Origin of the sequence: Streptomyces aureus, from assembly GCF_001418135.1 — a bacterium.
In the GTDB taxonomy this organism is placed as follows: Bacteria; Actinomycetota; Actinomycetes; order Streptomycetales; family Streptomycetaceae; genus Streptomyces; species Streptomyces aureus_A.
In genome coordinates this window covers 1-20492 of record NZ_LIPQ01000099.1, presented here as the reverse complement: position 1 = coordinate 20492, position 20492 = coordinate 1, and the positions used below count along the sequence as shown (strand labels likewise).

General features: G+C 73.3%; 22 protein-coding genes. 11 read left to right on the top strand and 11 right to left on the bottom strand.

Annotated features, from left to right (window positions below):
* Nucleotides 1-202: 202 nt before the first annotated feature.
* Entirely contained in the window at nucleotides 203-556 is a 354-nt protein-coding gene (locus tag AOK00_RS10155; RefSeq protein WP_055599972.1) for a DUF805 domain-containing protein, read from the bottom strand.
* A 136-nt stretch (nucleotides 557-692) separates the two neighbouring features.
* Entirely contained in the window at nucleotides 693-1052 is a 360-nt protein-coding gene (locus tag AOK00_RS10150; protein ID WP_254047304.1) for an SPW repeat protein, read from the bottom strand.
* Between the two features lie 373 nt (nucleotides 1053-1425).
* On the opposite strand from AOK00_RS10150, the gene AOK00_RS10145 reads away from it, so the two are divergent.
* The 3 genes from AOK00_RS10145 (at nucleotide 1426) to AOK00_RS10135 (ending at nucleotide 2838) form a co-directional block, all read left to right on the top strand.
* Nucleotides 1426-1794 carry a cupin domain-containing protein gene (locus AOK00_RS10145; RefSeq protein WP_055599970.1) on the top strand — a complete coding sequence of 123 codons (369 nt, stop codon included), beginning with the start codon at nucleotides 1426-1428 and terminating at the stop codon, nucleotides 1792-1794.
* Nucleotides 1795-1910: 116 nt separating this feature from the next.
* Nucleotides 1911-2420, top strand: coding sequence for a DinB family protein (locus tag AOK00_RS10140; protein ID WP_055599969.1), 510 nt, complete (start codon nucleotides 1911-1913; stop codon nucleotides 2418-2420).
* Between the two features lie 4 nt (nucleotides 2421-2424).
* On the top strand, nucleotides 2425-2838 hold the full coding sequence (locus tag AOK00_RS10135; protein WP_055599968.1) for a DUF4440 domain-containing protein: 414 nt from the start codon (nucleotides 2425-2427) through the stop codon (nucleotides 2836-2838).
* On the opposite strand, the gene AOK00_RS10130 is transcribed toward AOK00_RS10135, so the two are convergent.
* Together AOK00_RS10130 and AOK00_RS10125 are read right to left on the bottom strand one after the other, a co-directional pair.
* Nucleotides 2829-3197 (bottom strand): hypothetical protein, encoded by a 369-nt coding sequence (locus AOK00_RS10130; protein WP_055599967.1) that lies wholly within the window; start codon nucleotides 3195-3197, stop codon nucleotides 2829-2831. The genes AOK00_RS10135 and AOK00_RS10130 overlap by 10 nt on opposite strands.
* A gap of 45 nt (nucleotides 3198-3242) precedes the next feature.
* Complete coding sequence (locus AOK00_RS10125) at nucleotides 3243-4217, bottom strand: LysR family transcriptional regulator (protein WP_055599966.1); 975 nt, start codon at nucleotides 4215-4217, stop codon at nucleotides 3243-3245.
* A gap of 135 nt (nucleotides 4218-4352) precedes the next feature.
* On the opposite strand from AOK00_RS10125, the gene AOK00_RS10120 reads away from it, so the two are divergent.
* The 4 genes from AOK00_RS10120 (at nucleotide 4353) to AOK00_RS10110 (ending at nucleotide 8697) form a co-directional block, all read left to right on the top strand.
* Nucleotides 4353-5597 (top strand): MFS transporter, encoded by a 1245-nt coding sequence (locus AOK00_RS10120; protein ID WP_055600008.1) that lies wholly within the window; start codon nucleotides 4353-4355, stop codon nucleotides 5595-5597.
* A gap of 58 nt (nucleotides 5598-5655) precedes the next feature.
* Entirely contained in the window at nucleotides 5656-7281 is a 1626-nt protein-coding gene (locus tag AOK00_RS10115) for a carboxylesterase/lipase family protein (RefSeq protein ID WP_254047303.1), read from the top strand.
* Nucleotides 7282-7540: 259 nt separating this feature from the next.
* A complete protein-coding gene (locus tag AOK00_RS36880; RefSeq protein WP_107097356.1) occupies nucleotides 7541-7867 on the top strand; it encodes a sulfatase-like hydrolase/transferase in 327 nt (108 codons plus the stop codon).
* Complete coding sequence (locus tag AOK00_RS10110; protein ID WP_079041920.1) at nucleotides 7867-8697, top strand: NPCBM/NEW2 domain-containing protein; 831 nt, start codon at nucleotides 7867-7869, stop codon at nucleotides 8695-8697. Before AOK00_RS36880 ends, AOK00_RS10110 begins: the two co-directional genes overlap by 1 nt.
* A gap of 34 nt (nucleotides 8698-8731) precedes the next feature.
* Here AOK00_RS10110 and AOK00_RS10105 read toward each other — a convergent pair whose 3' ends face one another.
* Nucleotides 8732-9148, bottom strand: coding sequence for a universal stress protein (locus tag AOK00_RS10105; protein ID WP_055599965.1), 417 nt, complete (start codon nucleotides 9146-9148; stop codon nucleotides 8732-8734).
* 1 nt (nucleotide 9149) lies between these two features.
* The gene (locus tag AOK00_RS10100) at nucleotides 9150-10649 is read right to left on the bottom strand and encodes an APC family permease (protein ID WP_055599964.1); all 1500 of its coding nucleotides are present in this window, start codon (nucleotides 10647-10649) and stop codon (nucleotides 9150-9152) included.
* Between the two features lie 353 nt (nucleotides 10650-11002).
* Here AOK00_RS10100 and AOK00_RS10095 point away from each other — a divergent pair, with 353 nt between their 5' ends.
* A complete protein-coding gene (locus AOK00_RS10095) occupies nucleotides 11003-11701 on the top strand; it encodes an RraA family protein (RefSeq protein WP_055599963.1) in 699 nt (232 codons plus the stop codon).
* Between the two features lie 91 nt (nucleotides 11702-11792).
* Here the strand turns inward: AOK00_RS10095 and AOK00_RS10090 are convergent, their stop codons facing one another.
* The 3 genes from AOK00_RS10090 to AOK00_RS10080 all read right to left on the bottom strand — a co-directional run bounded on the left by AOK00_RS10090 (nucleotide 11793) and on the right by AOK00_RS10080 (nucleotide 14541).
* The gene (locus AOK00_RS10090; protein WP_055599962.1) at nucleotides 11793-12230 is read right to left on the bottom strand and encodes an OsmC family protein; all 438 of its coding nucleotides are present in this window, start codon (nucleotides 12228-12230) and stop codon (nucleotides 11793-11795) included.
* A 54-nt stretch (nucleotides 12231-12284) separates the two neighbouring features.
* Complete coding sequence (locus AOK00_RS10085; RefSeq protein ID WP_055599961.1) at nucleotides 12285-13316, bottom strand: type 1 glutamine amidotransferase; 1032 nt, start codon at nucleotides 13314-13316, stop codon at nucleotides 12285-12287.
* Nucleotides 13317-13887: 571 nt separating this feature from the next.
* Complete coding sequence (locus AOK00_RS10080; RefSeq protein ID WP_055599960.1) at nucleotides 13888-14541, bottom strand: class I SAM-dependent methyltransferase; 654 nt, start codon at nucleotides 14539-14541, stop codon at nucleotides 13888-13890.
* Between the two features lie 270 nt (nucleotides 14542-14811).
* Here AOK00_RS10080 and AOK00_RS10075 point away from each other — a divergent pair, with 270 nt between their 5' ends.
* Nucleotides 14812-17211 (top strand): molybdopterin cofactor-binding domain-containing protein, encoded by a 2400-nt coding sequence (locus AOK00_RS10075; RefSeq protein WP_254047302.1) that lies wholly within the window; start codon nucleotides 14812-14814, stop codon nucleotides 17209-17211.
* A 17-nt stretch (nucleotides 17212-17228) separates the two neighbouring features.
* On the top strand, nucleotides 17229-17708 hold the full coding sequence (locus AOK00_RS10070) for a (2Fe-2S)-binding protein (RefSeq protein WP_055599959.1): 480 nt from the start codon (nucleotides 17229-17231) through the stop codon (nucleotides 17706-17708).
* Between the two features lie 104 nt (nucleotides 17709-17812).
* On the opposite strand, the gene AOK00_RS10065 is transcribed toward AOK00_RS10070, so the two are convergent.
* Nucleotides 17813-18187 (bottom strand): MerR family transcriptional regulator, encoded by a 375-nt coding sequence (locus AOK00_RS10065; protein WP_055599958.1) that lies wholly within the window; start codon nucleotides 18185-18187, stop codon nucleotides 17813-17815.
* A 62-nt stretch (nucleotides 18188-18249) separates the two neighbouring features.
* Here AOK00_RS10065 and AOK00_RS10060 point away from each other — a divergent pair, with 62 nt between their 5' ends.
* On the top strand, nucleotides 18250-19530 hold the full coding sequence (locus AOK00_RS10060; RefSeq protein ID WP_079041919.1) for an MFS transporter: 1281 nt from the start codon (nucleotides 18250-18252) through the stop codon (nucleotides 19528-19530).
* A gap of 146 nt (nucleotides 19531-19676) precedes the next feature.
* Here the strand turns inward: AOK00_RS10060 and AOK00_RS10055 are convergent.
* A partial coding sequence (locus AOK00_RS10055; RefSeq protein WP_055599957.1) for a hypothetical protein occupies nucleotides 19677-20492 on the bottom strand: 816 nt, incomplete at its 5' end.

Below are 20492 nucleotides of genomic sequence, written 5' to 3'. Positions count from 1 at the left end.
TGCACAAGGCGGCGGGTGCGAACGCGCCGCGGCGGCTCTATGCGGCACCGCGCCGGGCGACGAAGTGACCGGGTCGGCTCTCGGGAAGCCTTCCGGCATGCGGACGGCCCCCGGAGGATTCCTCCGGGGGCCGCGTGCGCGTACGAGGCCTTCAGCGGGCCGGGACCTTCGGGAGGCCTGGACCCGCCGAGGGCCGGGACCGTCAGTAGGCCGGGGCCAGCTTCGGGTTCGGGCCGTGCGCGTTCTCGTGCTGGTCGCCCTCGGAGGCCGCGAAGACGATGAGGACGATGAAGCCGACGATCGGCACCAGGCCGATGAGGATCCACCAGCCCGAGCGGCCGGTGTCGTGCAGACGGCGCACGGTCACGCCGAGGGACGGCAGGAAGACGGCCAGCGAGTACAGCGTGCTCAGGAGCGAGAAGTCGAGCGCCACGCCGATGATGGCGAGCACGATCGCGATGATGATGTTGAAAAGCTCGAACATCCAGAATTCCTGGCGGCGCGCCCGGCCGTTGAAGACCGCGTACTTCTTGATGACGTCGAGGTACCAGTTCACTTTGTCCCCCCAAGGACTGGGTATGAGCGGGAGAGCCTGTCCCTGTGGAGCAAGCTTTACGCAGAACTTAGGTGGCTGAAACCGCATGGGTCAATTCGTTACCGGGCAGTGGCCGTTCCGGGAGAGGATCAGAGCGTCACGTCCTTCGCTTGGTCATGAGCAGTCCGCCGGCCGTGAGGGAGAACAGGCAGACGCACGCGCCGGTGATGACGTTGCTGAGGACGGTGCCGGTGTCGGGGCTCGACCCGACCACCCACGGGGCGATGATCAGCCACGCACCCATCAGCAGGACGACGAAGTTGAGGTCCTGGGACCGCTCGGGAACCATCGACATGCACAGGCCGAGGACCGCCAGGGCGATGCCGACGACCAGGTTGCTGATGGCGAGCGCGGGCTGGGTGGCGGAGAAGTGAACCGTCCACGCGGAGATCGCGGCGTAGATACCGGCGAGGATCACGAGTTCCTCGACCGCCGCGACACCTCGTGTCTGGAGCATACGGGCATAACGGTCCCGCATTTCCGGCGCATCGGGGTGTCCTGCGATATCACCAGGACGGTGAGAGACGTCGGCCATACGACTCGCCTCCTTCTGGCGTCATGCACGTCTGACCGCACTTGCGGCAAATGCTGCCGCTGCTTCATTGTGCTCTTATCTGGCCTTTATGTGTAGGTCTGTCCGATAAGGGATGTGCACAGAATTTGAGCTGCGGATATGCGTGGACCCACCAAATGGCCATCTCTGTTCAACAAAAATTCAATGCAAACGCGAACCGTTTGCGGCGTGCGCGTGCGAGGTGCCCGGCGGAACGCCGCCGCGTAGCCTGGAAGTGGACTCGGGGATTCCGCCCTTCCAACGCCGGGAGCGAATGATGACCGGCATCGTCAAGAAGAGCTTCGACGCAGCGGACGAGACCCGCCCCTTCGAGGACGGCAAGGGCAGGCTCGACCTGGTCAGCGGTGCGCGCGGCGCGGTCGGCCGCGCCGTGTTCGAGCCGGGCTGGCAGTGGTCCAAGCACGTCAAACCGATCGCCGGCACCGACAGTTGCCAGGCGTCGCACGTGGGGTACATCGTCAGCGGCCGGATGAAGGTCGTCATGAACGACGGCGAGACGACCGAGTACGGCGCCGGGGACTACATGGAGGTCCAGCCCGGCCACGACGCGTGGGTCCTCGGTGACGAGGTCTGCGTCGCGCTGGACTGGACGGGCTTCGCCGACTACGCGAAGCCGTCCGGCTGACCGGAACGTCGCCGCCGCACTCAAGGAGCCGCCGCCGCCTTCGAGTAGACCGGCCCGTCCGAAGGCGGCCCGGGAAATTCCGGGCCGCCCTCGAAGGGCGGCGGCACAATGCCCGTATGACGATTCAAGATCACCGCACGTCCGTTCCGTACACCGGGGACGAACGCGCCGTCCTCACGGCCATGCTCGACTTCCAGCGCGACACCCTCGCCCTGAAGTGCCAGGGACTCACGCCGGAGCAGCTGCGGACGCGGGCGGTCGACCCCTCGGGGCTCTCCCTCCTCGGTCTCGTCCGCCATGCCGCCGAGGTCGAGCGAGGCTGGTTCCGGAACACGCTCAACGGCGAGCGGAGCCGCAGCCCCTGGACGCCGCAGGGCTCCACCGACCGGGCCGACTTCGACGTCGACGAGGCCGACGTCGACGAGGCGTTCACCGTCTGGCGCGAGGAGTGCGCCCGCGCCCGCGCGATCGTGGCCGCGGCCGACTCCCTCGACGTCACCGGCACCCACGAGGAGGTGACGTACTCGGTGCGCTACGTCCTCGCCCACATGATCGAGGAGTACGCACGGCACAACGGCCACGCCGACCTGCTGCGCGAACGCCTCGACGGCACGACGGGGGAGTGACACCGTGACCGCCCTCGCACCCCCCGACGACCCCGACATCGCCGCGGCCGTCGCCGGCGAACTGGCGCTCCTGGACCCGGCCGTACGGGTCTCCCGGACGCGCGCCGCCGAACTTCTCGACCCCGGGTTCGTCGAGGTCGGCGCCTCCGGCCGGCGCTGGACGTACGAGGAGATGCTCGCCTCGCTCCCCGGGATGTCCGGCGCGACCGAGGACGGACGGCGCTTCGAGCCCACCGCCCTCTCGGGGACCCTGCTCGCCCCCGGCCTCGTCCACCTCACGTACGAGACGCTCCTCGACGGCCACAGGGCCAGGCGCAGCTCGCTCTGGCGCCGCGACCCCGCGGCTCCGGCCGGAACGGGCCTGCGGATGTACTACCACCAGGGAACGCCCGTACCCGAGGCGGACGTTCAGCCGTAGGCGTCGGTGACGCAGTCGACCGCGCAGCGCCAGTGCTCGAACCGGCGGCGCAGCGCGGCCGCCGCGTGCCTCCGCTCCACCCCGGCATACCCGTAACGCTCCTGCGTCGTGCGCACCACGGCCTCGACGGTGACGATGGCAGGTTCGCCCTCGCCTGCGGACCGGCGGGCCAGCGCGATCACATGGTCGGCCGCCCGCTGCAGATCGCGGGCGTACTCCCGCTGGGCCACGGTACGCGCGCGGGACGCGGCGAAAGGCCGGACCGCACGCCCCTTCCAGAGCACCCCGGCGGTGATGAGCCCCGCCCCGAGCAGGAGGACGAGCGCGCCCCCCACGGCATCGTGCACCCACTGCGTCATGGGCCGCCTTCCCCTGGTCCTGCCCGTCCCCCGGACCTCCCGAGTCTAGAACGCGGGACCGTGATCCCGTGGCCGTGCCCAGGCAGGTGTCCAGATGTCGGCCTCCCGCCCCGCCGCGGCGGGGGAACCGGGGGCCTCGGGCGAGGCGGCGAGATGGTCGCGAAGGGTGCGCAGCGAGGGGTGCGGGTTGTCCGCGGCCCACAGAAGTGAGTGCGGATAGACCGGAGTCGGCCCGTGCACGGCGACGCGCCGCAGGTCGTGCCCCTGCGGCCAGACGAGGCGGGTGCCCTCGCCGACGAACGTCGCGAGCTCGGGGGAGTCCGCGATGGTGTCGAACAACGCCTCGGGGCCGAAGTCCGGGCCCGTCACCTCGATGGTGAGCCCGAACCGGGCGGCCAGGTCCGCGTAGTAGGCCGCCCACTCCGTCCCGCCGACGATGCCGGGAATCCAGATCCGGTGGCCGGCCAGCCCCGTGAGCCGGACGGAACGCGCGCCCGCGAGCGCGTGCCCGGGACCCGTCAGGAGCCGCAGCGGCTCGTCCAGGACCGGCAGCGCCTCGATGCCCTCGGGGAGCCGACGGCCGGGCATCGTCACCGCCCGGAACGACGCGTCGATCGTGCCGGCCCCGAGCGCGGCGACGGCCGCGTCGGCGTCGAAGAGCGTCACGACGTCCAGCTCGATCTCCGGATACGCCCGGTGGAACCCCCGCAGCAGCCCCGCGGTCGCGAGCCGCCGGCCGATCACGTCCACGCGCAGCGCCCGCCGCCCGGGCCGCACGGAGGCCATCGCCCGCTCCTCGGCGTGCAGCAGGGCGCGCGCGTGCGGCAGGAACGCCTGCCCGTCGATCGTCACCTCCGCCCCCCGCGCGGTACGGGCGAGCAGCCGCACGCCGAGCTCCTTCTCCAGCGCGGCGACCCGCTTGGAGACGGCCTGCTGGGTGACCGCCAGCTCGGCGGCGGCCTCCCGGAACCGGCCCGAGTCCACCACGGCCAGGAAAGTGCGTACGGCTTCGAGATCCACGCCCGCAGCCTAGACCGACAACCACAGGTTGTGACGCATGCGCACCTCGGTTGTTTGATCTGCGGGTCCTCGGCTCGATTTGATGGCGACCGAGGGTCCGTGGTTGTGCGGCCGGTCGGCGAGAGGGGTACGGGCATGGCGGGCGGGGTGTCCCTCGGACGGGACTTCGGGTGGCTGTGGGCGGCGTACGCGGCCGGCACCCTGGGCACCTGGGTCGCCTTCAACGCCTTCCCGCTGCTCGCGATCACCGTGCTCCACAAGGGCTCCGCCGAGGTGGCGGCGCTGGCCGCCGTGGGGGCGGCCGTCGGGGCGGCGGTGGCGCTGCCGCTCGGCCCCTGGGTGGAGTTCCGCCGCAAGCGGCCCGTGATGGTCGCCATGGACCTCGTGCGGTGCGCGGCGATGCTGAGCGTCGCCGCCGCGTACGCGCTGGACCGGCTCGGCTTCTTCCAGCTCCTCGTGGCCTCCGTGGTCGTCGCCGCGGCCGACATCACCTTCGGCGCTGCCTCGGGTGCCTGCCTGAAGGCGCTCGTCCCGGCGGAAGGTCGGCTCGTCGCGCAGGCCCGGCTCGAATCCACCATGTGGACCGCGACCGTCCTCGGCCCGCCGCTCGGCGGCGCCCTGGTCGCCCTCCTCGGCCCGGTGGCGACCGTCCTGGTCGACGCCCTGAGCTATCTGCTCTCGGCGGCGGGCATCCGCGCGATCAAGGGGCGCGAGCCCCGCCCCGCGAGGAAGGGGCGGAGGGAGGGGTCGGGGGTGCGGGCCGGCGACCTTCTCGAAGGATGGCGGCACATCCTCGCCCAGCCGGTCCTGCGCCCGCTGTTCCTCAACTCCGTCCTCGTCAACGGCCTGATCATGGCGACCGCACCCCTGCTCGCCGTCCTGATGCTCGGGCCGCTCGGCTTCGCGCCCTGGCAGTACGGGCTCGCCTTCGCGGTGCCCTGCCTCGGCGGGCTCGTCGGCTCACGGCTCTCCCGCCCGCTGGTCGCGCGTTACGGCCGGCACCGGGTCCTGCGGACCTCGGGCGTGCTCCGCGCCTGCTGGCCCGTCGGCCTCGTCCTCGTCCACCCCGGTGTCACCGGGCTCGCGCTCGTGATGGCGGTCGAGCTGGCGCTGATCACCTGTGCCGGTGTGTTCACCCCGGTGCTCGCCGCCCATCGCCTCGACCTGACGCCGACCGACCGGGTGGCCCGTACCCTCACCGCCTGGTCCGTCACCGCGAAGGCCTCCGTCGCGGCCCTGACCGCGCTCTGGGGGCTCCTCGCGGCCGCTGTGGGACCTCGTGCGGCGATCGGTCTGGCGGGCGTCCTGCTGCTCGCGACACCGCTGCTGCTGCCCAGGGGGGAGGCGCGTACAAGGGCGATCGTTGACACGTGTAAGTAACCGGTGGCAGGCTCCTGCCCCGGGCTTCGTGTGCCCCCGCGCAGAAGGAGCAGCACCCATGAGCACCACCGGCAGCACCGGCACCCCCTCAGCCACTGACCCCACCGCGACCCCCGGTACCACGGGCAGCACGGTGTCCACCGGCACCACCGTGACCATGGGCAGCACGGTGTCCACCGGCACCACCGTGACCATGGGCAGCACGGTGTCCACCGGCACCGTCGTGACCACCGACCGCGGTCCCGTCCGCGGCGAGCGCCGTGCAGACGGCAGTCTGCGCTTCCTCGGCATCCCGTACGCGCAGCCGCCCGTCGGCGACCTGCGGTTCGCCGCGCCCGTGCCGCCGGAGCCGTGGACGGAGCCGCTCGACGCCACCGCGTACGGCCCGACCGCCCAGCGCCGCCCCTTCGCCGAGATCACCACCATCCCCGAGCCCTCCGTCCCGGGCGCCGGAATCCTCAACCTCAACGTCTTCACCCCCGGCACCGAACCCGCCGCCGCGCTGCCCGTCCTCGTCTGGATCCACGGCGGCGGCTACGTCGCCGGCTCGGCGGCCAGCCCCTGGTACGACGGCGCCGCCTTCAACCGGGACGGCGTGGTCCTCGTCTCGGTCGGCTACCGCCTGGGCATCGAGGGCTTCCTGCACCTGGAGGACGCCCCCGACAACAGGGGCGTACGCGACTGGATCGCCGCCCTGGAATGGGTACGGGACAACATCGCGGCCTTCGGCGGCGACCCCGCCAAGGTCACCGTCGCCGGACAGTCGGCGGGCGGCGGCGCCGTCCAGACCCTCCTCGCCGTCCCCGCCGCCCAGGGCCTGTTCCGCGGCGCGCTCTCCGTCTCGGGCGCCGTCCCGCGACCCGACGGCCCGGAAGTCGCCCGCGCCGCCTCCCGGCTCCTCACGGCGCGCACCGGCGTACCGGCCACCGCCGCCGCCCTCCGCGACCTGGGTGACGACGAGATCCTCGCCCTCCAGGACCGCGTGAACGAGCCGGGCCCCGACCGCGAGGGCCTGCCGCCGATGCTGTCCTTCGCTCCCTTCGCCGACGGCGAGCTCGTCCCGCTGCCCGTCCTCGACGCCCTGACGGCGGGCGGGGCGGGCGCCGACGTGCCGCTGATGCTCGGTTTCACCGAGCACGAGTTCACGATGTTCCCCGGGCCCGGCCCGGAGGGCCCGCCGCTGCCCGTCCTCCTCGGCGGCCTCGGCCTCGACCCCGCGCACACCGACGCCCTCATGGAGGCGTACGCGGAGGACGGCCCGGAGCGGATCTTCGGCCAGGCGCTGACCGACGCGACCTTCCGCGCCCCGAACCTCGCCGTCGCCGACGCCCGCGCCTCCCGCGAACGGCCCACCTGGCTCTACGAGTTCGCCTGGCGCTCACCCGCCGCGGACCTCGCCTTCCACTGTGTCGACCTGCCCTTCGCCTTCGACCTCCTCGACGCCGAGGGAGTACCGGCCGTCGCCGGGGACGCGCCGCCACGCGCGCTCGCCGACGCCGTGCACCGGGCCTGGGTCGCCTTCGTGACCGACCAGGACCCGGGCACGGACTGGCCCCGCTACACGGAGGCCGGACGGGCCACGATGATCTGGGACACCGAACCCCGGGTCGCATCGGACCCGGTCCACCGGGTCCGCGAACTCTGGCTGGACCGAGTGCCGGGCGGGCCGGGACGCCAGGACTGAGCGGTGACGGCGGGCGCGGCGGCGACGGGCCGTTGCGGCCCCGGACGGGGAGCCGGTCCGGCTCGTGGCGGGGGCGGGACGGCCCAACAGGCGTGTGTCACACGCTTTTCATACGCCGTGCATGGTCCGCCGGGGCGCCCGGCGCCATGCTCGGCTGGACGCCAGGGGCGGACGACAGGCCCTCGCCCGCCCCTGGCATCCAGCCGTTCCCGGGCATGCCCGCGCGCCGCGTCCGACTCCCCGTCCAAGGAGCCCCACCATGTCCAGTCGCCGCCGCTTCCTCGCGGGGTCCGCCGCCACCCTCGGCCTCGGCGCGGCCCTGCCCGCGACCGCCGCCGACGCCCAGGCGGCACCGGCACAGGCACCGCAACCGGCTGCGGCCGGGACCGGGAGCGCGGCGGCACCGACCCGCCCGCCGAACCTCGTCGTCGTGCTCGCCGACGACCTGGGGTACGGCGAACTCGGCGCGTACGGGCAGAAGCTCATCACCACCCCGCGCCTCGACGGACTCGCCGCGGAAGGGCTGCGGTTCACGGACGCCTACTCCTCCGCCACCCCGCCCGGGTCGCCGAACTGGTCGCGCTGATGCGTTCCTCCTGGCAGGACACCTACCCGCGTGCCGAGTTCGGCACGACCCTCACCGTGCCGTCCCTCGCCGTCCCGGGCCAGGCCTTCACCGTCACCGCCGCGCTCGGCAACGGCTCGTCCCGGCCCTGGAGCTCCGCCGCCCTCGCCCTGCGTGCGCCCGCCGGCTGGACCGTACAGGCCATCACGGCCACCACCGCCGGGCAGCTCGCTCCCGGCGCAGGGCTCACCGCCGGCTGGCAGGTCACCCCGCCCGCCGGGGCCCCCGCATCCACCCCGTGGGCCCTCACCGCCGAAGGCACCGCGATCGCCCCGGGAGGTCCGGTGCGGTACGAGGACGCGGGCTTCGTCACCACTCCGCCCTCGGCGCCCACCCGCGACAGCTACCTCTCCGACCTCACCTGGATCCACGCCGTCAACGGCTGGGGCCCGGTGGAACGCGACACGTCCAACGGCAGGAACGCCGGGGGCGACGGCACCCCGATCGCCTTCGGCGGCACCACCTACGCCAAGGGGCTCGGCGTCCACGCCTTCAGCGACGTGGCCTTCCACCTGGGCGGCGCCGGGAACCGGTTCACCGCCCTGGTCGGCATCGACGACTTCTCGGCCCGCCAGAGCTCCGTCGGCGCCACGCGCGCAACGGTGTACGGCGACGACCGCGTCCTGTTCACCAGTCCCGTCCTGACCGCCGCCGGCGGCCCCGCCCCGGTGGACGTCGACGTGCGGGGCGTCCGGGTCCTGCGCCTGGAGGTGGCGGACGCCCACGCCAGGACCTCCTTCGACCACACCTCCTGGGCGCCGGCCCGCGTCACGGTCCTCCCGCGGCCCTGAGGCGGCGGGCGGGCCGGGGCCGGACCCCGGGCGGTCACTCGTCCGGCGGCACGCAGAGCACCGGCACGGTCGACATGTGGAGCAGCTTGTGGGGAGTGGAGCCCAGCAGCGCGCCGCGCATCGGGCTCTCGCCCCAGCTGCCCACCACGATGACGCGGGCCGCGTGGCGGGTCGCCGCGTCGATGAGGGCCTGGGCCGGGTTCTTGTCGAGCACCTCGACGACGGTCGGCACACCCGCCCGGTCGGCCTCCGTGACCGCGTGCTCGAGGCCGGCGCGGCCGGTCTGGCGGATGGCCTCGTAATGGGACCGGTACTCCTCGCCCAGCGGACCGGGCGCCGCCGCGCCGTAGACCAGCACGAGCCGCTCGTCGAACGCGGCGGCCACCTCGACCGCGATCCGCAGCGCTCGGGCCGCGCCGGGGGATTCGTCGTAACCGAGCACGACCGACATCTCAGCGCTCCTTGCCGTGCACCAGATCGGGGTCGGCCACGCCCGGCCGTTCCTCCCAGAAGGCGGGCGACCGCAGCCGCCACACGATCATGACGATCACCCCGGTGAGGGCGATGCCGATACCGATGACGAGCGGCGGCCCGAGGCCGAACCACGAGGTGCCGCTGTACGAGTTCGCGGGATCGGACATGTCGGAGACCGACCTCACCAGGAGCCAGGTCAGGAGCCCGGCGCCGACGAGCGGGCCGAGCCCGATCAGCAGGAAGTTGTGGACGCTCTCGAGGAGATGACGCCGGTAGTAGACGGCGCAGGCGATTCCGGTGAGCGCGTAGTAGAAGGCGATCAGGAGCGACAGCGCGGTCAGCGAGTCGAAGAGGGCGTTGGTGCTGATCTGGTTCACCACCAGGTACCAGGCGATGGCGATGCCGGCGACCCACCACGTACTCACGTCGGGGGTACGGAAGCGGGGGCTGATGTGTCCGTAGTGCGCGGGCAGCGCACGCCGTCGGGCCATGGAGAGCGCGGTCCGCGAGGCCGGGATGATCGTCGTCTGGGTGGAGGCGATGGCGGACGTGGAGACGGCCAGGAGCAGGATCCAGTCCCAGCCGCCCAGCACATCGGTGGCCAGCTGGGCGAAGATGAACTCCTCCTCGCCCGCGTTCTCCGCGAGGAACGCCGGACCGGCGTACGCGACGACCGCGAAGCCCACCGACACGTACGTGATCAGCAGGATGACGGTCGACCAGAGGCCGGCCTTGCCGGGGGCGGTCGCCGAGTCCTTGACCTCCTCGGTGAGATTGACCGCCGACTCCCAGCCCCAGTAGATGAACACGCCGAGCAGCAGACCGCCGGTCAGCGCCGCGCCTCCGGCGCCGAAGGGGTTCAGCCAGCTGAGGGCGGGTTCCACGGAGTCGTACGCGCTCGTGCCGTCGTACACCTTGTACAGCGCCACACCCACGAAGACGAGCAGGAAGGCGACCTGCGCCAGGATGAGGACGTTCTGCACGTGGGCCGACAGCTCGGTGCCGATGACGCAGACGGCCGTCATCACCAGGATCAGGAGCACGGTGAGGGACTGCCGTACGAAGGCGTTGTCCACCCAGCTGTCGAGGCCGAAGGAGAGCAGGGCGAAGCTCACGGCCACGTCCGCGAGCGAGCCGACGACCAGGACGCCGGTCATCGCGATGGCCCAGCCACCCAGCCATCCGGCCCACGGGCCCATCGCGCGCGTGACCCAGGAGAACGTCGTACCGCAGTCCTGGTCGACCTTGTTCAGGTAGTAGAACGCGGAAGCGATGAGCAGCATCGGGACGAAGGACGCGAACATCACGCCGGGTGCGTAGATCCCGGCGAGGGCGACGATCGGGCCGATGACGGCGGCCAGGGAGTACGCGGGGGAGGTGGAGTTGAGCCCGATGACGAGGGCGTCGACGAACCCGATCGCATTCGCCTTCAGACCCGCGGGACGGCCGGCGGGTGAGGCGGCATCCTCTGCGGCCATGGTGCCTCGCTCTGGAGAGGGATGCCTTCATGGTAGGGAGGCCGGGCCGGGGCTGCACGCCAGGAGCACCCGGGGGCGTCGGCCGGCGCGGGAGGACGGCCGGCCGTACGCGGTCAGCCGGTCGCACTCCACGTCAGCCGGTGACCCGTTCCACGTCAGCCGGTCGCACGCCGCCGACCGGTCGCACGCCGCCGACCGGTCGCACGCCGCCGAGCGGTCGCACGCCGTCGTCCGGTCGCCCGCCGACGGGCCGCGGGGCATGAGCCGGCGCGGGACGTCAGCCGTTCGCCCACCGCCACCCGATAGCATCGCGCAGCCCGCCGTACCGTACTCGTCACCGAACGGAACGCCTGATGCCGAAGGATCTGGCCGACTTCGCGGAACTCTCCACCCCTCTCGTCGCCGACGCCTGCGTGCGCCTCGGGGAACCGCTGCGTGCCGCGCCCGCCGGGGTTCTGCCCGTCGTCGCGGGGCAGCGGGTCGCCGGGCGGGCGCTGCCCGCACGCCACTACGGCAGCGTCGACGTCTTCCTGGAGGCGTTCACCCGGGCCGGGCCCGGTGACGTCCTCGTCATCGACAACGCGGGCCGCCGCGACGAGGCCTGCGTCGGCGACCTCGCGGTCCTGGAGGCGGAAGCCGCGGGTGTCGCCGGGGTCGTCTGGGGCCTGCACCGGGACACGCCCGACCTCGTCGAGATCGGGCTGCCCGTGTTCTCGTACGGACGGCACGCGCCCGGCCCCGTACGCGCCGACCCCCGGGACCCCGACGCGCTGACGACGGCCCGGTTCGGCGAGCACGAGGTGACCGCCGACGATGTCGTCCTCGCCGACGACGACGGTGTGCTCTTCGTGCCGTCCGCCCGAGTGGACGCCGTCCTTCAGGTGGCCCGCACGCTGTTCCGCACGGAGCGGGAACAGGCCCGCCGCATCAGGGCGGGGGAGACGCTCCGCGCCCAGACCCGGTTCGACGCCTATCTGGCGGCCCGGGCCGAGGACCCCACGTACACCTTCCGGCAGCATCTGCGCCGGATCGGCGGCGCGATCGAGGAGTGAACCGGGGCGTGCGCCGGGGGGCGAACCGGGGCGTGCGCCGGGAGTGCGCCGTGGGTCGGGAGCGCGCCGGGGGTCGGGGATGCGCGGGGGATCAGCCCTCGAAGCCGACCGTGCCGTCCGGCAGGATCGCCTCCACACGCGCGCCGTGTTCCACGGTGCGGCTCACCGTGCAGAACTTCTCGTGCGTCAGACGCACCCCGCGGGCGAACACCTCCGCCGCCTTCGGGTTGTTGTCCGGCAGCTCGAACTCGTAGCTGACCCGGATGCGGCCCACCCGGCCGTCGTCCTGGGGCCCGGAGACCGACTCCACCACGATCTTCAGGTCGTCGTGGTCCACGGCCCGCGCGGTCCGGTCCACGACCAGCCCGCCGCAGCCGCCCATCGCCGCGAGCAGCAACTCGACCGGGGTGAACGAGGGCTGTGCGTCGGCGTCGTCGGCGGCGGCCATCCGGACCTCCGCGCCCCGGTCGTTCCGGGCGGTCCAGTTCCGGTACCCGGTGCGGACGGTCTCGATCCGGTAGTCGGCCATGGCGGCGGTCTCCTTCGTTCTGGGGTGCGTGCCCCGTACGGTACGGCGCCCCGATCAAGCAACCCCACCGCCCCCGCCCGGCCAAGCGGACGCGCCGGGCAGGCACTCACCGGAGAGGTGAGGACGAGGACCTCCGTCGCGCTGCCCCGTCTCCTCTTCCCGGGGCTCGTCGACCGGCCCTGGACCGACGGCGGCGATGAGCCGGACACGGTCGGCGGGCACATCGAGCGTCAAACGCCGCCGCCGCGGCCTCGCGTCCGCGTGGGCACGGACCACCGTGCCCCAGGCTTCCGCCACCTCGCCCCAGACCGTGCGGAGTCCGGGCTCCGCGTCCCGTACCGCGGTCACCAGGGCCGCCGGGTCGGTGCCCGACTCCCGGAGACGCTCGCCGTCCTCGGCCGCCCACTCCGCCACCGTGTTCCCACCCGCCTCCGGGTGGAACTGCACCGCCCAGCAGGCGCTCCCCACCCGGAACGCCTGGTACCGGCAGTCTTCGCCCGTCAGCAACGGGACCGCGCCGGGTGGCAGCCGGTCCACGTCGTCCCAGTGCCACTGCGCCGCGAGGGCGCCCTCCGGCACCGCTCCGAGCACCGGATCCTCCGTCGCGGCCGGCAGCCTCCGGAGCGGCACGGCGCCCAACTCCGGCCCCTGGGGGCGTGACGTGACCGAACCGCCCAGGGCGTGGGCGACGATCTGGCCGCCCAGGCAGATCCCGAGCAGCGGAATCTCCTCGGTCACGGCCTCCCGGACGAGCGCCCGGACCCCCGGAAGCCAGGGAGCGGCCTCGTCGTCCTCGCAGTTCACCGACCCACCGAGGACCAACAGCCCCGCATGGCCACCCAGGTCGGCCGGCAGTGCCTCGCCCTCCCAAACGCGCACCACGTCGAGCCGGAGGCCGTTCCGTGCGAGGCGCTCACCGACCAGCCCCGCGCCCGCCTCCTCCTCGTGCTGCACCACGAGTACGGCGGCGGGCACCCGCACGGTGCCGGTCGAGGCCGCCCGGCTCCCGGCGATCTCCAACGCCGCCTCGCCGGCCGCCGCCCGCGTCGTCCCCGCTTCTGCCGTCTCCGTCGTCTCCGTCGTCACGGTTGGTCCGCCTCCCCTGGCCCGCCCGGCAACGCCTCGTCGCGTCCGCCGCTCCCGAGGATCGCGGAAGAAACGTTCGTGCGGGACCCCTCGGAGGGATCTTCACGCTCACGTCTGAGTAGCCGCCCGCGCCCGTCTGAGTACCGGGACCGATACGCCGCCGCCGACGCCCTGCTGGACTGTGACCATGACCTTCGACGTCCGGCGCACCCGCCCCCTCCAGCACGTCACCGCCACCGGCGCGGCACTCGCCGTCGCCATCGGTCCGGTGGTCGTCGGTGCGTTGCTCGCCCGGTCGGTGGGCGGCGACCCGATGGCATCCGTCAACGCGCTGATCGCGGGCGGCGGCCAGCGCGCCAGGATCTCGTCCGCCCAGCTTCGCTCGGGTGCCCTGCGCCGCCCGGTCGCGCGACTCCGCTCCCGGGCGACGCGGGGGGCCGTCCGCCCGCCCCGCGCCGCCCGTACGGCTCCGGTGGGCGGCCTCGCCCGTACGGCTCCGTTGCGCGGCTTCTCCCGGACGGCTCCGCTGCGCCGCCTCTCCCGTACGGCTCCGCTGCCGCGCCGGGCCGGATCAGTCGCGCGGCCTGCGCGCCAGGAGGAATCCCTGCGGCGTCTTCTCCTGGGGGTGCGGTTCACGCACCAGACGGGCCGACTCGACCAGGCCCGCCGCCGCCAGGTGCCCGGCGACGCGCTCCGGTGACCAGCGGTACACGTCGAGCGTGACCTCGTGGCCGTACGCCCGCTCAAGGCGTACGCGCCCGCTCCCCACCTTGAAGGCGACCAGGACATGGCCGCCGGGCGCGAGGACCCGCCGGAACTCGGTGAAGGAGGCGACGAGTTCCTCCTCCGGCATGTGCACCGTCGAGTACCAGGACAGGACCCCGCCCAGCGAGGCGTCCGGGAGGCCGAGCGCGGTCATCGACCCCACCTCGAAGCGCAGCCCCGGGTACGTGTCCCGGGCGACCGCGATCATCCCCGGCGACAGGTCGACGCCGAAAGCGTCGGCGCCGAGGTCACGCAGGTGCGACGTCACCCGCCCCGTACCGCAGCCGAGATCGCCCACGGTACGGGGCCCTTCTCCCCTCTGCACCGCGCTCACGAACTCCGCGAGCATCGCCCGGTCGAGCGGCACCTCCGCCAACTGGCCGGTGAGCAGCCGCTCGTAGTCGACGGCGACCGTGTCGTACGAGCGGCGGGTGGCGGTGACGTGTGCGGCTTCGGTCATGGACGCACCCTAGGTCCTGTCGTCGAACTCCCGTCCGCCCCGCGACGCCGTGCACGTGCGCGGCCGCCACGCGCGGCGTACCTCCGCCCCCATGTGCCGCCGCACCTCGGAGGGCTCCGGGGGCGAGGGGAGCCCGGGGAGTGGGGGCTTGACAGTGACCTGACACTCGTCGGTCCGAACGGCTCCCGCGGGGCACCCACATGAGCGATGATCTTCACATCCGAGACGGCACCGGGGGTCAGCTCGGGGCCATGACGAAGGGCACACCGAATGGCGAGGCGGCACCTAGTGCGGGACGACCACCCCACGAGCGGCAGCGGGGACGGAACCGCGCGCTCCGAGGGTGTGGACGACGGCGGCGCGACGCGCGGCACCAGCCGGCGCCGGTTCCTCGGCTACGTCCTCGCCGCCCCCACCCTCACCGTCGCCGCACAGCTCGGTGCCGAGGCGCTCGCGCCCCGGCAGGCCGCCGCCGCGGCCCCGACGCTCATCCCCTCGCTCCCCGGACCCGCCGAACTCCTCGACCTCAACGAGCTGCTCACCCTCGCGGCCCTGCCCACCAGCCACCTCATCACCATCCGTCTCGACGAGGACGGCACCGCCCACTTCGCGCTGCCCCGCGCCGAGGTGGGCCAGGGCATCACCACCTCCAGCGCCATGATCGTCGCCGAGGAACTCGACCTGCCCCTGGACAAGGTCAGGGTCACGCTCGCCGACGCGCGGCCCGAGCTGCTCTTCAACCAGCTGACCGGCGGCTCCAACACCACGTACTCCACCTACCACCCCCTGCGCGTCGCCGCCGCCGTCGCCCGCGGCCGGCTCCTGCGTGCCGCCTCCCTCGTCCTCGGCGAGGCCGTGGGCACCCTCACCACCAAGGCCGGCGCCGTCCTCTCCCCGGCCGGCGCCATGCTCGGTTACGGCGAGCTCGCCGTGAAGGCCGCCGCCGTGTCCGACACCGCCGTCGAGGTCACCCTCAAGGATTCCGACCGCTTCCGGCTCATCGGCACCGGACAGCGCCGCGTCGACGCCCTCGAGGCGATCACCGGCCGCAAGAAGTTCGCGATGGACCTCCAGGTCCCGGACGCCCTGCCCACGATGGTCTGCCGCCCGCCCACCATCAACGGCACGGTCCGCTCCGTCGCCAACCTCGCAGAGGTCCGGGCCATGCCCGGCATCACCGACGTCGTCACCGTCTCCACCGGCGTCGCCGTCCGCGGCCGCACCTTCGGCCAGTGCGTCGACGCCGTGCGCGCCCTCCGGGTCGACTGGGGACCCGGCACCGCCGAGGGCGCCTCCGACGCGACCGTCCTCGCGAAGCTCCGCCGGGCCGAACTCCCCCTGGTCGTCCCGCCGCTGCCGCTGCTCACCAAGGCCGTCGACGCCCGCTTCACCTTCCACTTCGCCAGCAACGCCGCCCTGGAGACCAACTGCGCGATCGCCGACGTCCGGGAGGACTCCGCCGAGATCTGGGGATCGCTCAAGGCCCCGATCGTCGCCCAGGAACAGATCGCCCTGAAGCTCGGTCTGCCGGTCTCCGCCGTCCGCGTCCACGTCACCGAGGGCGGCGGCTCCTTCGGCCGCAAGCTGTTCCACGACGCCGCCGACGAGGCCGCCGAGATCTCCCGTGCCATGGGCAAGCCGGTCAAGCTGATGTGGCACCGCACCGACGACTTCCGCCAGGGCCGTACGCACCCGATGTCCACCTCACGGGTCCGCGCCACGTACACGCTCGGTGAGGTCCTCACCTACGAGCAGCGGCACACCTCCGTGGCCACCGACTTCGGGCACGGCATCGGCGAGGTCCTCACGGCGGAGGCGGCCCGGCTGCCCGTCGGCGACCTCGCCTTCTCCGAGACGATGTTCCAGCTCACCCAGATCAGCCCCTACCACCTCGGGGTCACCACCCAGCTGCTCTCCGAGACCGACAAGGGCTTCAACACCGGGTCGATGCGCAACATCTACTCGCCCAACGTCCGCTGCGCGCAGGAACTCGTCATGGACGAACTGGCCCGCCGCATGGGCCAGGACGGGTACGCGATGCGCCGCCGGCTCATGAAGGACCCACGCGCCCGCGCCGTCCTCGACAAGGTCGCCGAGGTGGGGGAGTGGGGCCGCGCCATGCCCGCCGGCACCGCCCAGGGCATCGCCGTCCACACCGAGTACCACTCCGTCGTCGCCATGCTCGTCGAGATCGACTGCCGACCCGAGACCACCGGACGGAAGATCCCCGGCGCGGTCACCGGACCCCGGGTGACCAAGGTGGTCTGCGCCGTCGACGTCGGTCTCGCCGTCAACCCGCGCGGCCTGGAGGCCCAGATGATGGGCGGCATCTCGGACGGCATCGCCATCACCCTGACGTCCGGCCTCCACCTGCGCGACGGGCACTTCCTCGAAGGCAGCTGGGACCAGTACTTCTACACCCGGCAGTGGAACACCCCGCCCGAGCTCGAGATCATCGTGATGCCCTCGACCGGCGACAAGCCGGGCGGCGCGGGCGAACTCGCGGTCGCGGGCGCCATGGCCGCCGTCGCCTGCGCCTACGGGCGGGCCACCGGCACCATGCCGACGGTCTTCCCCGTCAACCACGCCGATCCGCCGGCCTTCACCCCCCTGCCGACCGTCCCGCCCGTCCCCGCCTCGCCGACCGACGGCCGCGACCGCGCCCTCTGAGACCTGGAGCAGCATCCGTGCCGCAGCACACCTTCATCCTGAACGGCAAGGCCGTCACCGCCGACGTCGAGGGCGACGTCCGGCTGCTCTGGGTCCTCCGGGACGTCCTGGGCGTCACCGGACCCAAGTACGGCTGCGGGGTCGGCGTCTGCCGGGCCTGTACGAGCCACCTCAACGGCAAGGCGTTCACGCCCTGCGCCGTGCCCGTCGAGGACCTCGCCCCGAGCGACGAGGTCACCACCATCGAGGGGCTCCCCGACACCGTGGGCAGCGACCTCCATCCCATGCAGGAGGCCTGGCTCGACCTCGACGTCGCCCAGTGCGGCTACTGCCAGCCGGGCCAGATCATGACCGCGGTCGCGGAGGTGCGCCGGGCCCGGGAGGCCGGGCGCGAGATCACCGAGGCGGACCTGGACACGATCCGCAACATCTGCCGGTGCGGGACCTATCACCGCATCCGGCAGGCCGTTCTCGACGGCGCGCGCAGGATGACCTGACCTGACCTGACCTGACCTGACCTGACCTGACCTGACCTGGCCGATGGCCTGGCCGATGGGCCGGCAGGGACCGCAGGCCCGCGGGCTGCAGAGCCTGCGGGCCGTCAGACGGGCGACTCCAGTTTCTCCCGTACCGCGTCCAGATACTCCGCCACCGCGTCCCTGTTCCGGGTGAGGCAGCGGATCCGCTCGGTCATCCGGTCCCGCTCGTCCTCCAGGGTGGCCAGCATCTCCGGGGTGGCGTCCGGGAAATGAATGATCCGCGGCTTGTTCAGGCAGGGCAGGATCTGCTTGATGATCCGGGTCGGCAGGCCGGCGTCCAGAAGGCCCCGGATCTGCATGACCCGGTCCAGGTTCGACTCGTCGTAGACCCGGTAGCCGTTCGGCAGCCGGTCCGCGACGATGAGACCCTGCTCCTCGTAGTAGCGCAGCAGCCGGCGCGGTGTTCCGGTGCGCTCCGACAGTTCCCCGATCCGCATGGACGCCCCCTCCTGGGACTCGCTTGACCTTCACATCAATGTGAGGGTTCGAGCATAGATCCATGGCCAACGACACGACAGCGGCGGCCCGTTCCGCCGCGCCCGCCACCCCTGAACCCGTTCCCACGCCCGAGACCCCTTCCACTCCCGAGGCTCGTTCCGCCCCCGGAATCCCCTCCGGCCGGTTGCCGCTCCTCGCGCTGCTGGCCCTCGCCACCGCCGTCTTCGTCACCAGCCTCACCGAGACCCTCCCCGCCGGTGTCCTGCCCGGCATGAGCGCCGACCTCGGTGTCGGCGAGGCGGCGATGGGCCAGGCGGTCACCGTCTACGCCCTCGGCACCGCCCTCACCGCCGTCCCCCTGGCCGCCCGCACCGCCGCATGGCGCCGCAAGCGTCTGCTGCTCACCTCGGTCGCCGGCTTCGCCGCCGCCAACACCGTGACGGCCGTCTCGTCCTCGTACGCCCTCACCATGGGCGCCCGGTTCCTCGCGGGGGTCGCCGCGGGCGTCGCCTGGGCCCTGCTCGCCGGATACGCCCGGCGCATCGCCCCGCCGCACCTCCAGGGCCGGGCCGTCGCCGTCGCCATGACCGGCATCCCCCTTGCGCTCTCCCTCGGCGTGCCGGCCGGCACCTTCCTCGGTGAGGCCGTGGGCTGGCGGGTCGCGTTCACCGCCATGACCGTGATCGCCGTCGGGCTCCTCGGCTGGATCGCCCTCGCCGTCCCCGACCTGCCGGGCGAGGCGCACGGCGGACGTGCTCCGGTCGCCCGGACCCTGAGGGTGCCCGGCGTCCTCCCGGTCCTGGCCGTCACGTTCACCCTCGTCCTGGCCCACACCGTGCTCTACACCTACGTCGCCACCTATCTCGGCCACATCGGCCTGGCCGGCTCCACCGGCCTCGTCCTGCTGGTCTTCGGCGCCGCCTCGCTCGCCGGGATCTGGTTCACCGGACGGCACATCGACCGCAGGCTCCGGATCCTGACCCTCGCCGGCACGATCCTCGTCGCCGTGGCGGCCGCGGTGCTCGCCGTCCCGGCCGGCAGCACCGGGCTCGTCCTGACGGCCGCCGTGCTCTGGGGGTTCGGCTGGGGCGGCGCGCCCACCCTCCTCCAGACGGCCGTCGCCGACGCGGGCGGCGAGCACGCCGGCACCGCCCAGACGCTGCTGGTCAGCCTCTGGAACGCCGCCATGGCGGCGGGCGGCATCGCCGGTGGTGTCCTGCTCGACGTGCTCGGCGCGGGCGCCCTGTCCTGGAGCGTGCTCGTCCTCCTCGGCCCGGTGGTGGGGATCGTGGCGGGTGCCCGCGTCCACGGTTTCCCGGCCCGCCCGGCCGCCCGCGGGTGAAACGGACCGGACCTGCCGGAACCCGGAACGACGCTGAATCGGACCGGCCCGCCCCCGGACCGTGTCCTCGGGAACGCCGAAGGCCCCCACCGCATCGACGCGGTGGGGACCTTCGGGTGTTCCGTGGACCGGTCAGGCGGCCCCGGTCAGGCGGCCGGCGGGACCCGGGACGGCCGTCCGCCGCCGCGCGTCAGCACATAGCCGCCGATGCCCGCGAGGGCCGCGAGGATGCCGCCCGCCGCGGTCCAGAGCCAGCGGTCGGACCACCAGCCGGAGGACCAGCCGTCCTCCGGGGCCGCGGCCTCGACGGCGGAGGGCCGGCCGGCCTCCTCGTCGGCCTCCGCCTGGTCGGCCGTGGTCGCCCCGGGCACGAGCGGCGCGGCGAGCGAGCCGTCGGTCGCGTAGGCGCCGCCCTTGTCGACGGTGCTCACCCCGAGCCGGGCCGTGAACGGCTGGCCGAGGTCCTCGTCCGGCAGCGAGGTGGCGGTCAGTCGCACGTAGTAGCTGCCGGGCAGCGGGTCGGTCGACCAGGTGTCGGCCGAGGCGCGGACCGGCCGCAGCACACAGGTGAGCCGCACGGTCGACGACTCCTTCGCCGCGGCGCGGGACTGGGTCCCGTACATGCACGGCTGGCGGCGCCGGAGTCCGTCGTACACGTCGACCCGCCAGGTGGCGGGCCCGTGTCGCAGGGCCGCGTCGGGCAGGGTGACGGTGGCGTCCACCGTCGGCCGCTGCCCGGCGTCCGCCGGGAACACCCAGTACAGGTAGTCACCCGTGGCGGCCTGCGCGGTGGCCTCCTGCCCGGGAAGGAACCTGGCGGCCGTACGGAACGTGGTGCCGGCTTCCGTCGGCCCCGCGGTGGAACCGTCCTTGCCCGAGTCCGTCGAGGGCGAGGGGGAGTCGGCCAGGGCGGCCGGGGCCGCGAGTCCGAGGAGAGCGGCGCCCGCGAGGGCGGCCGTGGC

Coding starts and splice junctions, on each gene's coding strand:
- AOK00_RS10150 (WP_254047304.1), bottom strand. CDS start 1,052: ATGCTCCAGACACGAGGTGTCGCGGCGGTCGAGGAACTCGTGATCCTC.
- AOK00_RS10145 (WP_055599970.1), top strand. CDS start 1,426: ATGACCGGCATCGTCAAGAAGAGCTTCGACGCAGCGGACGAGACCCGC.
- AOK00_RS10140 (WP_055599969.1), top strand. CDS start 1,911: ATGACGATTCAAGATCACCGCACGTCCGTTCCGTACACCGGGGACGAA.
- AOK00_RS10130 (WP_055599967.1), bottom strand. CDS start 3,197: ATGACGCAGTGGGTGCACGATGCCGTGGGGGGCGCGCTCGTCCTCCTG.
- AOK00_RS10120 (WP_055600008.1), top strand. CDS start 4,353: ATGGCGGGCGGGGTGTCCCTCGGACGGGACTTCGGGTGGCTGTGGGCG.
- AOK00_RS10115 (WP_254047303.1), top strand. CDS start 5,656: ATGAGCACCACCGGCAGCACCGGCACCCCCTCAGCCACTGACCCCACC.
- AOK00_RS36880 (WP_107097356.1), top strand. CDS start 7,541: ATGTCCAGTCGCCGCCGCTTCCTCGCGGGGTCCGCCGCCACCCTCGGC.
- AOK00_RS10110 (WP_079041920.1), top strand. CDS start 7,867: ATGCGTTCCTCCTGGCAGGACACCTACCCGCGTGCCGAGTTCGGCACG.
- AOK00_RS10105 (WP_055599965.1), bottom strand. CDS start 9,148: ATGTCGGTCGTGCTCGGTTACGACGAATCCCCCGGCGCGGCCCGAGCG.
- AOK00_RS10100 (WP_055599964.1), bottom strand. CDS start 10,649: ATGGCCGCAGAGGATGCCGCCTCACCCGCCGGCCGTCCCGCGGGTCTG.
- AOK00_RS10095 (WP_055599963.1), top strand. CDS start 11,003: ATGCCGAAGGATCTGGCCGACTTCGCGGAACTCTCCACCCCTCTCGTC.
- AOK00_RS10090 (WP_055599962.1), bottom strand. CDS start 12,230: ATGGCCGACTACCGGATCGAGACCGTCCGCACCGGGTACCGGAACTGG.
- AOK00_RS10080 (WP_055599960.1), bottom strand. CDS start 14,541: ATGACCGAAGCCGCACACGTCACCGCCACCCGCCGCTCGTACGACACG.
- AOK00_RS10075 (WP_254047302.1), top strand. CDS start 14,812: ATGGCGAGGCGGCACCTAGTGCGGGACGACCACCCCACGAGCGGCAGC.
- AOK00_RS10065 (WP_055599958.1), bottom strand. CDS start 18,187: ATGCGGATCGGGGAACTGTCGGAGCGCACCGGAACACCGCGCCGGCTG.
- AOK00_RS10060 (WP_079041919.1), top strand. CDS start 18,250: ATGGCCAACGACACGACAGCGGCGGCCCGTTCCGCCGCGCCCGCCACC.